Source organism: Flammeovirga sp. OC4, from assembly GCF_000812565.1.
Lineage (GTDB): Bacteria > Bacteroidota > Bacteroidia > Cytophagales > Flammeovirgaceae > Flammeovirga.
In genome coordinates, this window is the sequence record NZ_JTAM01000001.1 from 21,848 (window position 1) to 35,673 (window position 13,826).

Sequence of the window (13,826 nt, forward strand, 5' to 3'; positions counted from 1 at the left end):
AGGTTACTTTCATCCATGTACTTAATAGGAGAATATTAGAAAACAATATAGCACCTTTTTTCAATACGAACACTACATTAGCTTTTATATGCGAGTTTTATACATCTTACTTTTTCTACTTTCTGCTATTATAAACCCGACTTATGCTCAAAATACTACACCTGCTGTCAATTTAGATGAACTAGTAGAAGAATTGAAAATAGATCACAAAATCCACTATTTTCTTGATAATCATGATACTGATTTCAATAAGTTAAAGTCAACTCCTGAGGATTATTTTATCAAATCAGACAAAGACCTTAACTTCGGTTTTCTTGAAAAGACTTTATGGCTAAAAATACCTATCGAACATGATGTTGAGCACAATAAAAACTGGTATTTTGAAATTGCCAATCCAAATATTGATTATTTAAAAGTCTACTTAACAGAGGAAGGGCAAAAAAACTATATCTCATGGGAATTGGGAGATATTTTCCCTTTCAATACAAGAGTGATTAATCATAGAAATTTTGTGGTCCCATTTGAATTAAAAAAAGATACTCAATACAATGTTTATCTAAAAGTCTACTCAAGCAATGGGATACATTTGCCCATGAAAATCTACAGTTCAGATGCTTTTCTTGAGTATAGTTTATTTTCTGAGATGCTATATGGTATCTATTTTGGGATTATTTTAATTATGGTTTTATATAATTTAATGATCTTTTTCTCATTGAAAGACATTAATTATTTACTGTATGTATTGCCAATTGTAAGTAATGTAATTTACTTTTCAAGCTATAGTGGTCATAATTATCAATACCTTCACCAATGGAGCCCAGGTTTACAAAAGTTTGTGGGCCCTATTGCCATTAGTTTATGGATTGTCACTTCTTCCATTTTCACGCTCTCCTTTTTGAAAGTGAGAAACTACTCCAAATATGTTTATGGCGCCTTAATAGGAATGATCACTTTGGGCGGTTTGTTGTTTTTGTTCTCCTTTTTAGGGAACTATCAAACCGTAATGGAACTTTCTAATAAAGCCACCTCGATTAATGCTCTAGTCTTAATTTCTTCTGGTATATACATCTACAGAAAGGGGAATAAATTTGCTCGTTATTTCATATTAGCATGGGCCTTTTTTACGCTTGGAATATTAACCCACACGCTCACCACTGAAGGAATTACCCCTTCTAATATTATCACTAGAAATGCATTGGCGTTTGGTACCATTATGGAGATCATGCTTCTTTCATTAGCACTAAGTGATAAATATAAATTTATTCAAGAAGATACGGAACGTATTCAAGATTCATTGATTCAACAGCAAGAACGAGATCGAAAAACATTAGAAAGAAGAGTAAAAGAACGCACTCGACAATTGGATAAAGTTTCTCAAGAAACGGACCGTTATACTCGAAAAATTGAAGACGCCTATGGAGAAATTCAATCAATGAATGCTTCACTTGAAAAACAAAATGAAGAAATTGAAAACCAAAAAAAGGAGCTTTCGAAAAAAAATGAGAAAATCACCGCTAGTATAAATTACGCTCAACGTATTCAGAAGGCCATACTACCTTCCACTCAAGCAATACAGCATTCCTTTCCAGAATCTTTTATTTTATTCAAACCAAAAGATATTGTTTCTGGTGATTTTTACTGGCATTATGATACTCCTACACACGCTTTTATTGCTGCAATTGATTGTACTGGGCATGGAGTTCCGGGTGCTTTTATGTCTATGATTGGCGAACGTCTATTAAAGCAGATTGTAATCGCCGACAAAACGACAGACCCAGGTATTATTCTAGATCATTTGAATTATTATATCAGAGTAGAATTACATAAACAGGTTGAAGGAAAAGGAGCTTTGAAAGATGGAATGGATTTATGCATGTGTGTGTATGATAAAAAGGATTCTCTTCTTACATTTGCAGGGGCAAAAAACCCACTTTACTATATTGAGAAAGATAATTTCGGGCATATAAAAGGTGATAAGTTTAGTATCGGCTCGGCAGATACCGATAACTTTGAATACACCACACATGAGGTGAAAATTACTTCACCGACAGACTTTTATATTGCCACAGATGGTTATCAAGATCAATTTGGTGGTCCTATCAACAGAAAAATTGGAGGTAAGAAGTTTAGGGATTTACTAGAGATGATTCATAAACTTCCAATGCAGAAACAAAGTATGGCTTTGGAACAATTTTTAGAACGATGGATGACCGGTGAAGGTAAAACAGAACTTCAAATAGATGATATACTAATTATTGGTTTTCATCTTAAACCATAAACTTCAACAATGCTAAAATTTTTATTTCCTCTAATTTTATTGACCTCACTATTCAATACAGCCTATGGTCAGTGGAAAAACGAAAACCTTAAAGGAAAATGGATTGGAACTGCAGATTTTGATCTGTACCCCGACTTGATGTTTGTTGATATAGATTCAGCCATCAAGGTCAAACTTTTCTATCATCAAGAGGAAACAGATAAAGTAAATGACTATGTAGAAACCTCTGATTCTTTAAAATTTATTATTGACACTCCATCAATGGCCGCTTCATACAGAGGTGAAATTTTAAATGATTCTACAATCATGGGAAAATTTCAAGTAGGCTACAAAGAATTTGATTGTAACCTCATCCGCCTTTCTCCGATTCATATCGCAGATTTAGGCAACCTTTTGGGGTATTTTAGCTTTGAAGATGGTAGAATTATACAAATTGAGCCCTTTTACATAGACGGCTCTATTAATCCATTGAGAGTATTGGACTTTAAAAATGGTAAACAGAGAGTACTTTACCCTACTTATAAAGATGAGCATCAAATCACTTTTGCCGCGGGACCTAAAATGGCATCATCATTCCCTACTGATTTCACCATCACACTCTATAAAAACGAAAATGGTGAAGCCGAACGTCTACAATATGATTCTTACACTGAAGGCACTTCACTAAAAGAAGGTAAGAGGCTTCAAGAACTTAGTGATTTTAAAGATATAACAGTCAAAAATGACAATGTGGATATTGAAGGCACATTGACTTACCCTAACGTGGAAGACAAAAATGTACCTCTCGTGATCTACGTACCTGGCGCTGGTGAACAATTCAGAGGAAATATTTTTGATGAATATGTAAAAACACTTCCTTATTATGGCATTGCAACTTTTGTCTATGATAAAAGGGGTTGTGGCGTTTCTACAGGTGATCGTAAAAGTGCCGACTTTAATGATCTTGCATCAGACTTGAAAAAAGTTATCCATAAGCTCAAGAAAGCGAAACGTATTGATGAAAAAAAAATCGGGTTAGTCGGTTTTGATCAAGCAGGATACGTAATGCCATTGGCCATTGAAAATGAAAGCGACATCAAGTTTATCGTAAATATTTCAGGTGCAATGTCTAAGTTTGTTGATCAAGAAAGACAGGCATTAGAAAAACGATTAAGAGCTGATGAGTTTACCGAAGAGGATATCAAAATTACGTTGGAATACCAAGATGAATTGATCAAGTACCTTGCTTCTGGAGAACAGACAGAGGCGTTAACCAAGGCTCACGATCAAATTTTGGTGACACCAATGATCGAATATGTTACTACTCTAGATGAAACAGAATACATAGAGTGGTGGAAAAAATATTATAAGTTTGATGCAAAACCTGCGTGGGAAAAAGTAAGAGTACCTGTTTTGACTTTGTATGGAGCAAAAGACAATTTGCTTGATCCCGTAATGAATCAAAACAGAGTACAAACATTTAAAAATAAATCCCACTTCGATACACGAATACTTCCTAATGTCAACCACTTACTGATCAAAGGGGGAAAGCGTGGAGATGTCCAATTAACAGAAATAGAAGGTTATCATCCTTTCCTATTTAAAACTATCAATGAATGGATTGGAGCCCAAGTTGGTTTGATCAAATAGATATCATGAAATCACTTCTTTTAGTCATCAAGCTTTAGAAGTGATTTTCTTTTTCTAACTCAATATCTCGAATGCTTGAACGTATTAAATTCATTTTAGACAGCATCCCTCCCGACAAAAACTTTACAAACCAATTTTCCTTTAGTTCAAGTGTCTTAAAAATTTCGTTCTCATTCAAACCTTTCTGATATAATTCATAAACGGAAGAGTAAGCAGATTCTAAGAAATTTAATTTTTCTCTAAGCTTCACTTTCGGGTTTTTCAATTGTGGATTATGATTGCAAAACATGACCTTGAAATCATAATTCAATATTTTTTTGATTGATGTTATTTGTTGTGCGATACTTTCACTATTCAAAAAATAACCGATATACGAGTTAATATAGAGATCTGCTGAAAACAACCATTTTTTATCCGGTTCATATAAGGCGACCATATCAGATGCATGCCCTGGAATTGGAATAATCTCAAAGTGATGTTCTTTTGTTTGAATATGACCTTCCAAGGGAATCAAATCATGATAAACTTCTCGATCACCCCAAGTTATTTTTTGGGCAAAACTCAACGAAGGAGGGCTATGCATTAACGCTGCACACTTTTCGGAACTGTAAATAGGACATTGAAATTTTTCTTTTAGAGGTATAATATTCCCTGTATGATCTTCATGGTGATGCGTTATAAAGACCTGTTCAATGGGCAAATCATCCAGACTTTTGAGCAGTACTTTTCTAACTTTACTTTGTCCTGTATCAATCAAAAGACCATCAATAAAATAGACATAAGCAGAGAGTTTGGGTTTCCCGAAAGGGTGATATCCAAATCGATAACCCTTTACATTTTCATAGTTTAGTTCTTCAGTAGTAATCATTTTAGGTGTTGTTTATTCATTTCAATTCTCAATAAACGAAATTATCATTAGAATTAAAATGAATAAACATTTTTGCAATAAACACCTAAGGGGTAAGTAAAACTTTACTTGAGCTTTGGCCTCCCTCTAAATATTCATGTGCTTTCATACCATCAGAAAGTTTAAAAGTAACAGGTTCTTTGATTTTGACAACACCTTTTTCTATCAATTCAAAAAGAGCATTTGCTCTTGTCACCCTCTCTTCATGACTTACTAAATAACTCCAAAGATCTCCACCTGTGAGAGTTTTACTGGTATCCATGAGCATTCTCGGATCAATAGCCACTGGATCTCCTCCACTCATGCCATAAAATACAACTGTGCCTGTATCTTTAGTGACTTCAAAAGAATCCATGATTGTAGCTCCTACACTATCATAAACGACATCGACTCCTTTTCCGTCAGTAATTTCTTTTACTTTATTTACCCAATCATCATCCAATTGCAATGCATGATCTGCTTTGATCTCCAATATAGTCTGAAGTTTCTTTTCACTTCGAGTGAGTCCAATGACTTTAGCCCCTTTTGATTTACAGATTTGAGATAAAATTTGTCCCACTCCCCCCGAAGCGGCGTGAATTAATACCGTCTCGCCTTCACTCACTGCATAACTATCATTCGCCAAATAATGAGCTGTAAGGCCTTGTAATAAAACTGAGGCGGCCAATGAATAGTCAACCTTCTCAGAAATAGGAATTACATGATCTTCTGGTACAACAATATATTCTGCATTTGCAAAGGGAACATCAGTGTAAGCAATCCTATCTCCCACTTTATATTTATCAGAATTTGATTCAACCACTATCCCAGCACCTTCATATCCTGCAATAAATGGTGGTTGACCTTTTAAATGATAGTTTCCTTTTCTTCTGTAGATGTCAGCAAAATTCAGTCCGATGGCTTTATTCTCCACCAACACTTCATTGGTTTTGATTTCTGGTTTTGGCACCTCCATGTATTCTAATACCTCAGGTCCACCAAAAGATGAAAAAGTAAGTGCTTTCATTAGTATATTTATTCGATTGGAAGTAAAAAAAGTATACCATGGTTATTGATATACTTTATGCGAATGCAATACTAATAAAATTTAGAATTTGAACCTATAGAACTGGATCGAAGAAATTCATGCTTCAATGATTACGAGACATTCTTTTTTTGTTGAAGTTGTATTGCCCTTATCCCCGCAAATGCACCCCAAGTGGATATACACATAAAGAATGGGGGAATCATACTACTCAGCACTTCTTTCCCATATACAACTGACATATAAATGATTAGTACCAAGTAAGCCAAACAAAATATCCCCATACCATTGACGAGTAATTTTGAAAGTATTTTTTGCTTGGCACCTAATTTAAGCTCTTTTATAACCTCATTAAAGTGTTGAATAAAATCATCATAGCTTTCTTGAACTGAAGGTGACTTTTTAGGTGGATGAAATAAAAAGCTTAGGTTTTTGAACTTTAGGTGAAGTGGATTTTTTTCTCCTGACATTACTGATGCCCTTCTAAACTCATAACGCTCCAAGTCTTTAAAACTCATCTTTTGCCCATTAATAGAGATACTTTCTTTGTCTAACTCAATCTTTAAATCCACCCAATGTATTTTACTAAAATTCAAGTAATAGAGAATACATAGAAGAGCGAGTACCAGTAGCATTGATAAAGTATACACATTTAATCCATAGATAAGAGGAAAAAATAATGAGGGGCAAAACACGGCCATAGAAAAATAAAATACAGACATTGGGTATTTGATAGAGTGAAAGTTGTAAGTCATTTTTGGTTTAATTTTATAGATTTTAGTTTATAAAAAATAACATGTTACAAAATAAATTATAACATGTTATTTACCTAAATAATAATCAAATTTAATACTGATGGAAAGACTTCGTGACAAATTCTAAGACTGTTGGTAAGGCACTTCTCCAATAACTCCAATTGTGTCCTCCATCTCTCATTCTAAATTCATGAGGGATCTTTTTATTCGTCATCAAGATATGCATTTTACTATTGTCAATTGATAGATGGTCGTCATCTCCACAGTCAATATACCAACGGATTCTGTTGTTCCACTCTATTTTTTCAGGAAGCTGTTCCATCAAAACTAAAGGATTGTTTTTGTCATAATGGGCTTGAATTTCTTTCTTTGATTTACCATCATAATAAGGAGCCATTTCCTTTTTCCTTTGCTCATAATTAGCTTCTCCAAACCAAGCACTCAAAGGACAAGCCGCTGCAAATAATTCAGGATGACGTAATGCATAAATGAAAGTTCCTCCACCTCCCATGCTCAACCCTGCAATGGCACGATAACGCTTTTCATTCCTTGTTCTGTAAGTCGCTTCAATATGAGGCATCAATTCTTTAAAAAAGAAATCCTCATAATTCCACTTTCCATCAATATTGTTCGTATAACCTATTCGATCTGTATCAGCATCTGGCATTACAATGATCATTGGTGTTGCTGTACCTTCCTTTATGGCTTGATCAGTGATACGTTGAACCTCTCCAAACTGTACCCAACCTGTATGGTTATCACTATAACCATGCAGCAAATACAACACCGGATAACTTCTATCTGAAGTCTCATAACCTTCTGGTAAATAGATGGAATACTTCTTCTCTACTCCCAAAATATCACTTTTAACAACTTTCGTTTCAAAGACTTTTGATGTTTGGCTGAAAAGTGAAAATGGTAATGACAAAAGAGATAGTGTTAATAATATTTTTAAGTAGTAATTCATTCGTTTGTAATTGATACGTACCAAGACAAAATTATTTAATACTAATTCATTTTATTGTTTTGCAGTTACTTCCTTCAAAAAACGGTAAATAGAATTACTATTGATACGTTTTTTAGTGTGGTACTCACAAAAAAATAATTAAGCGTTAATGATAATCAATTTTTGGATTAGTACTTAAGTTTTAAAAACTTGAATCTAAATAGTTTTGCGTAACGGGGCAAGAATTAAAAAATTCTGACGATATAAAAAAAGGAGCGCCGTAATCGCAAACGGCACCCCCTCATTATCTCACAAATTATATTTGGTATATAATTTCAGCTTAACCTTCCACTTCATCTTCTTGTAAAAGTAACGTAAGTACTTTCTTCGCTGAATATGGAACTCTAGTACCAGGTCCGAAGATCGCTGCTACTTTGTTGTCATAAAGGAATTGGTAATCTTGCTCTGGAATTACACCACCTGCAAATACCATGATATCCTCACGACCTAATCGTGCTAACTCTTCAATTAATTGAGGAATTAACGTTTTGTGACCTGCTGCTAATGATGATGCACCTACACAGTCTACATCATTTTCAGCTGCTTGACGAGCCACTTCTTCTGGAGTCTGGAACAATGGTCCCATATCCACGTCGAATCCGATGTCTGCGAATGAAGTTGCAATTACTTTTGCACCTCTATCGTGACCATCTTGACCCATCTTAGCGATCATTACTCTTGGACGTCTACCCTCCAATTTCTCGAATTCATTCGCTAATTCTTTTGCTTCAGCAAACGCTTTGTCACCTGCTACCTCATGAGAGTAAACTCCTGAGATATTACGGATTGTAGCTTTGTATCTACCAAAATCTTTTTCCATAGCATCTGAAATTTCACCAAGAGAAGCACGGCATCTTGCTGCCTCAACTGCTAACTCTAATAAGTTGCCTTCACCTGTTACTGCTGCTTTTTCGATAGCTTCAAGTGCTGCATTTACTTTATCAGCGTCACGCTCTTCTCTCATTTTCTTTAAACGAGCAATTTGACCTTCACGAACTACAGAGTTGTCGATTTCTAATACGTCGATTTCAGTCTTCTCATCTGAAATATACTTATTTACACCAACAATTGTGTCCTGACCTGAGTCAATACGTGCTTGTTTTCTGGCAGAAGCTTCCTCAATTCTCATTTTCGGAATACCCTTCTCAATTGCTTTCGCAATACCGCCATGCTCTTCTACTTCTTCGATAAGTTTCCAAGCTTTTTGTGCGATCTCATTCGTCAAGTACTCCACATAGTGTGAACCTGCCCATGGATCGATTACTTTACAAACGTTCGTCTCGTCTTGGATGTAAAGCTGCGTGTTACGAGCGATACGAGCCGAGAAGTCTGTTGGTAATGCAATTGCCTCATCTAGTGCGTTGGTGTGCAATGATTGAGTGTGACCCAATGCTGCACCCATTGCTTCAATTGCTGTTCTAGCTACGTTGTTAAAAGGATCCTGCTCCGACAATGACCAACCTGAAGTTTGAGAGTGCGTTCTCAAGGCCATTGATTTCGGATTTTTAGGGTTGAATTGTTTTACAATTTTCGCCCAAAGCATACGACCTGCTCTCATTTTTGCAATCTCCATGAAGTGGTTCATACCGATTGCCCAGAAGAACGATAAACGAGGTGCGAATGCATCAATATCTAATCCAGCTGCTTTACCAGCTCTTAAGTATTCTAAACCGTCTGCAAGTGTGTAAGCCAACTCGATGTCTGCTGTAGCACCTGCTTCTTGCATGTGGTATCCCGAAATAGAAATAGAGTTGTATTTCGGCATGTTGTTAGAAGTATAAGAGAAGATATCTGAGATGATTCTCATTGATGGTTTTGGAGGATAGATGTACGTGTTACGTACCATGAATTCCTTCAAAATATCATTTTGGATCGTACCACTCAATTTCTCTTTTGATACTCCTGATTCCTCAGCTGCAACAATGTAGAAAGCCAATACTGGAATTACCGCACCGTTCATTGTCATTGATACTGACATTTTATCCAATGGAATATCATTGAATAAAACTTTCATATCTTCTACTGAATCGATCGCAACACCCGCTTTACCTACATCACCAACTACACGTGGGTGATCTGAATCGTAACCACGGTGAGTCGCCAAGTCAAAGGCTACTGAAAGACCTTTTTGACCTGCTGCTAAGTTTCTTTTGTAGAATGCGTTTGACTCCTCTGCTGTAGAGAAACCTGCATACTGACGGATAGTCCAAGGTCTCAAAGCGTACATTGCTGAGTAAGGACCTCTTAAGAATGGAGGAAGACCTGCTCCGAATTCAAGATGCTCAGCACTTTGAGTATCTTCTTTTGAAAACTTCTGCTTTACTTCGATTCCCTCCGCAGTTGTCCACAGCTTACCTTGCTCTTCTACAAGTTTCTCTGCTGAAACAACTTTGATATCATTTATATTTAATTTTGAAAAATCTGGTTTCATTTCCTTCGTTTTTTAAATTGAAAACATTAATTCAAGAAGACCAATTAAGCGATCTCTAAATCAGCTTGGAATTGGCTTAACGCTTGAATGGCATTCGTTTTCACATGAACAAATCCATCAACACCTGCTTCTGTATAAGCTGCTTCGAATTCACCTGGGAATCCTGCTAAGATTAATTTCTTACCTTTTGCTTCAGAAGCTTTGAATGCTTTAGCAAATGCCGCTACATGCTCTTGGTATTCTGGATCCGAAGAACACATCACTACGATATCTGCATCTGTTTGGATAGCACCTTGGATTGCCTCTTCTACTGAGTCAAAGAATTGCTCTTCAGAGATAAATCCTGCAGTACCGAAGAAGTCCATTGCGAAAGTTGATCTTGCTTTACGCATAGCCAAGTTACCGAACAAAGTATTGAATACTTTAGGACGAGTACCGCCATCATGAACATATTTCTCAGTCTTAAGACGAAGGTTCTCAAACTGTAGCGTTGCACGTTGTGGTAATAACAATTCTACCTCAGCCACTGTATCGTGATTTACTGAAACACCTTCCGGGTTCACCACTTCTTGTTGGTTAGGGTATCTGTTCGTACCAACGTAAACACTTCTACGTTGAGCGATCAATTTTTCTTTTTGATCTCTTGTTTTTTGGATTAAGCTTTGAATTCCACCTGATTTGAATGAAGCTAAGAAACCGTCTTCTGATTCAATAGTTTGGAATAACAATAATGCTGCATCCAATAACTTTTCAGTTAATGTATCAATGTAGTATGATCCTGAAGCAGGGTCAGCTACTTTACCCAAGTAAGCCTCTTCTCTCATTAAGTGAGAAATGTTCAAGGCCACTCTTTGAGATTGTGTTGTTGGCTTTTCGTAAGAAGCATTGTGAGCTTCGATATTGATTGCATCAACACCACCTAATACCGCAGACATTGCCTCTGTAGTGTTACGAAGCATGTTTACGTTTGGATCATACAATGATTTAGACCAAAGTGAAGAGTTACCAACGATTACGATATTGCTTGCATCAAAAGACGCATCGTAAAGTTTAGCGATTTCTAAAACTAATAATCTAAATGCTCTGAATTTCGCGATTTCGTGGAAGTAGTCACCTCCTACTGTCGCTTGGAAAATTACATTGCTTAATACTTCAGTTGGCTCAACGTCAAATTTAGATAATTGATCGATGTACTCAACTAATGTATTTAAAGAGAATGCTAACTCTTGAACGTGGTTTGCACCAGCATTAACAAAAGCATCAGAAGCTACTGAGATCACTTTGAAGTTAGGCATTTCAGCAGTGTAAGAAATTAATCTTGATAAACGCTGGAATCCTTCCTCATCCATCGCTCCAGTTGTAGTGAAGTCATGAATTGGATCGAAGTTAATGTAACCTGCTACTTTGTCTAAAGAAACACCATGGATGTGTAGGTAACCTACATAATCTCTCATTAATGTTCTTGGGTGTTTTACATTTTCAAAACCAATACTGATCATCTCAATACTGATTCCTTTTAATGCTTGCTCGATGTCGAAGTCTTGAATACTATCTACATCAAACACTAGACCTTCAACACCGCGGTCTAATAAATATAAAGCGTTAGTGTTTACTTCAGCATTATCTTTACCAACTACTCTCTGGAATGATTTCCAATCCATTCCTTCGTTTTCGTTTGACGGTAAGATATTCTTTAGTTCACTTAAAATTTCGGATTTATTTTCTCTATCCTCAGAGTTAAAGTATGGAGGAATTGTCATTCCGTTTTCAGTTTTCCATACTAGCTTTTTGTCGAAGTCAGCTCCTTTTAGGTCAGTGATAACTTTTTCTTTCCAAGTCTCTTTACTGATCGGCTCGAAGTCTGAAAATAATTTTTCAGCCATATTTATGTAATTTTGTGTGTATTGGTGATACAATAATAAAACAAATCTCTTGGACTATACCAATTTTGGTATAGTTGAGCATGTTTGAAGTCCATGTCCGGCTAAAGTATTGGCTCCAAACATACTCTTATCGCTATTGGAGAATTACATCCCTCCAACTTGCTGGAAGTAAGACAGGAAGCTAATCAAAATACCCGCTGCTACTGCTGAACCAATTACACCTGCTACGTTAGGTGCCATGGCATGCATCAATAAGTGGTTATTTGAATCGGCTTTTAGTCCTTCCTGCTGTACTACTCTTGCTGAGTCAGGTACTGCAGAAACTCCGGCTGCTCCAATCAATGGGTTGATTTTGTTATCACCTTTTAAGAATAAGTTCATCATTTTGGCGAAAGCTAACCCTGAGAATGTTGCAATAGCGAAGGCAACGGCACCTAAAGCGAAGATTTTCAATGAATCTGTAGTAATGAAAACACTTGCTTGAGTAGAGGCACCTACTGTTACTCCTAGTAAGATTGTAATGATGTCGATCATAGAAGTTCTAGCAGTGTTTGCTAAACGTTCAGTGTGACCTGACTCTTTCAATAAGTTACCGAAGAATAACATACCTAAAAGTGGTAGTGCACTTGGTGAGATAAATGTAGTTAAAATTAAACCTACCAATGGGAATAGAATCTTCTCTGTTTTTGTCACCGTTCTTGGTGGCTTCATACGGATTTTTCTTTCCTCTGGCGTTGTCATCAAACGCATGATTGGTGGCTGTATCACAGGTACAAGTGCCATGTAAGAGTATGCTGCAATGGCAATTGCTCCTAGTAAGTGCGGTGCTGATTTAGAAGAAAGGAAGATGGCCGTAGGACCGTCAGCTCCACCAATAATACCGATGGCTGCTGCTTCACTTAAATCAAATCCTAATGAAATAGCACCGATGAATGTTAAGAACACACCTACTTGAGCGGCAGCTCCTAAAAGCATCAATTTCGGATTGGCGATCAAAGAAGTAAAATCGGTCATCGCTCCAATTCCTAAGAAAATAAGCGGTGGATAAATACCCTTTTCAACACCAAAATATAAGTAACTTAATACTGAACCTTCTTCATAAATACCAATTTGGTTACCTGCTACAAATGGTATGTTACCAATGATAACACCTGCTCCAATTGGAATCAGTAAAAGTGGTTCGTAATCAAATTTAATAGCTAAAAATATAAATAATAACCCCACACAGATCATTACAAAGTTTGGCAAAGTCAAGTTTGCAAAACCCGTCATTGACATGAAGTTCATCAGACCGTTCATTGCCAATGCATTAAAATCTTGTGGTGCACCTGTTGCGACTGCTGCTTGAGTCACTTCACCAATTGTCTGATTTGATAAGCCTGCCGCTGATGCAGCTGCCCATGAAATCATAATGGTTGCAATGGCTCCAAAGACGATAAATAAGCGTTTCGTATTCATAATAATTATTGTTTAGAATGAAACCACTTACGCCATTTCTACAAGAACCTCTCCTTGTAATACTGACGTTCCTTCTTCTACTTTAATGCTTGCAATAGTACCGTCTGCCTCAGCCAATACATTGTTTTCCATCTTCATTGCTTCCATTGTCATCAAGACATCACCTTGCTTCACAGCATCACCCTCTTTGAAGTTGATCGTCATCACAGTACCAGGAAGTGGTGCTACGATATTTGATTTCTTCGCTGAACGAGTAATTGCTTTTGGTGCTGCTGTTCTTGGAGCTTCAGAACGCATTAGTTTTGGAGTTTTAGAAGTTTTCACTTCTTTATCCATCTCTACTTTATAAGGAGTACCATTGACTTCTAGCTCAATCGCCTGTCCTTCAACTCCTTTTATTGTAACGGCATAGTTGTTACCGTTAACTGTAAAATTATAGTTTTTCATTTTATTCG

Annotated in this window: 10 protein-coding genes; 2 read left to right on the plus strand and 8 right to left on the minus strand. The window is 36.4% G+C overall.

Translation table 11 applies throughout. The features are described from left to right. Nucleotides 1–88: 88 nt before the first annotated feature. Both PL77_RS00090 and PL77_RS00095 read left to right on the plus strand, forming a co-directional pair. Nucleotides 89–2,278 carry a 7TM diverse intracellular signaling domain-containing protein gene (locus PL77_RS00090; protein WP_044200469.1) on the plus strand — a complete coding sequence of 730 codons (2,190 nt, stop codon included), beginning with the start codon at nt 89–91 and terminating at the stop codon, nt 2,276–2,278. A 9-nt stretch (nt 2,279–2,287) separates the two neighbouring features. Next, nucleotides 2,288–3,907, plus strand: a complete 1,620-nt coding sequence (locus PL77_RS00095) for a S9 family peptidase (protein ID WP_044200471.1) — start codon at nt 2,288–2,290, stop codon at nt 3,905–3,907. A gap of 34 nt (nt 3,908–3,941) precedes the next feature. On the opposite strand, the gene PL77_RS00100 is transcribed toward PL77_RS00095, so the two are convergent. From PL77_RS00100 to PL77_RS00135, 8 genes are all read right to left on the minus strand, one after another. Next, nucleotides 3,942–4,775 (minus strand): MBL fold metallo-hydrolase, encoded by an 834-nt coding sequence (locus tag PL77_RS00100; protein WP_044200472.1) that lies wholly within the window; start codon nt 4,773–4,775, stop codon nt 3,942–3,944. An 85-nt stretch (nt 4,776–4,860) separates the two neighbouring features. Next, a complete protein-coding gene (locus PL77_RS00105; RefSeq protein WP_044200475.1) occupies nt 4,861–5,820 on the minus strand; it encodes a quinone oxidoreductase in 960 nt (319 codons plus the stop codon). Between the two features lie 131 nt (nt 5,821–5,951). Further along, nucleotides 5,952–6,593, minus strand: a complete 642-nt coding sequence (locus PL77_RS00110; RefSeq protein ID WP_156152192.1) for a hypothetical protein — start codon at nt 6,591–6,593, stop codon at nt 5,952–5,954. Between the two features lie 91 nt (nt 6,594–6,684). Then, complete coding sequence (locus PL77_RS00115) at nt 6,685–7,560, minus strand: esterase family protein (RefSeq protein ID WP_044200477.1); 876 nt, start codon at nt 7,558–7,560, stop codon at nt 6,685–6,687. A gap of 319 nt (nt 7,561–7,879) precedes the next feature. Then, the gene (gene scpA / locus PL77_RS00120) at nt 7,880–10,030 is read right to left on the minus strand and encodes a methylmalonyl-CoA mutase (RefSeq protein WP_044200479.1); all 2,151 of its coding nucleotides are present in this window, start codon (nt 10,028–10,030) and stop codon (nt 7,880–7,882) included. 44 nt (nt 10,031–10,074) lie between these two features. Next, on the minus strand, nt 10,075–11,913 hold the full coding sequence (locus PL77_RS00125) for a methylmalonyl-CoA mutase family protein (RefSeq protein WP_044200481.1): 1,839 nt from the start codon (nt 11,911–11,913) through the stop codon (nt 10,075–10,077). A gap of 144 nt (nt 11,914–12,057) precedes the next feature. Next, the gene (locus PL77_RS00130) at nt 12,058–13,371 is read right to left on the minus strand and encodes a sodium ion-translocating decarboxylase subunit beta (RefSeq protein ID WP_253273945.1); all 1,314 of its coding nucleotides are present in this window, start codon (nt 13,369–13,371) and stop codon (nt 12,058–12,060) included. 27 nt (nt 13,372–13,398) lie between these two features. Next, complete coding sequence (locus PL77_RS00135; protein ID WP_044200482.1) at nt 13,399–13,818, minus strand: biotin/lipoyl-containing protein; 420 nt, start codon at nt 13,816–13,818, stop codon at nt 13,399–13,401. Between the last annotated feature and the right edge of the window lie 8 nt (nt 13,819–13,826).

Excerpts from the sequence above, each read along its gene's own strand:
- PL77_RS00100 (WP_044200472.1), bottom strand. The coding sequence starts at position 4,775 with ATGATTACTACTGAAGAACTAAACTATGAAAATGTAAAGGGTTATCGA.
- PL77_RS00105 (WP_044200475.1), bottom strand. The coding sequence starts at position 5,820 with ATGAAAGCACTTACTTTTTCATCTTTTGGTGGACCTGAGGTATTAGAA.
- scpA (WP_044200479.1), bottom strand. The coding sequence starts at position 10,030 with ATGAAACCAGATTTTTCAAAATTAAATATAAATGATATCAAAGTTGTT.
- PL77_RS00115 (WP_044200477.1), bottom strand. The coding sequence starts at position 7,560 with ATGAATTACTACTTAAAAATATTATTAACACTATCTCTTTTGTCATTA.
- PL77_RS00090 (WP_044200469.1), top strand. The coding sequence starts at position 89 with ATGCGAGTTTTATACATCTTACTTTTTCTACTTTCTGCTATTATAAAC.
- PL77_RS00135 (WP_044200482.1), bottom strand. The coding sequence starts at position 13,818 with ATGAAAAACTATAATTTTACAGTTAACGGTAACAACTATGCCGTTACA.
- PL77_RS00095 (WP_044200471.1), top strand. The coding sequence starts at position 2,288 with ATGCTAAAATTTTTATTTCCTCTAATTTTATTGACCTCACTATTCAAT.
- PL77_RS00110 (WP_156152192.1), bottom strand. The coding sequence starts at position 6,593 with ATGACTTACAACTTTCACTCTATCAAATACCCAATGTCTGTATTTTAT.
- PL77_RS00130 (WP_253273945.1), bottom strand. The coding sequence starts at position 13,371 with ATGAATACGAAACGCTTATTTATCGTCTTTGGAGCCATTGCAACCATT.
- PL77_RS00125 (WP_044200481.1), bottom strand. The coding sequence starts at position 11,913 with ATGGCTGAAAAATTATTTTCAGACTTCGAGCCGATCAGTAAAGAGACT.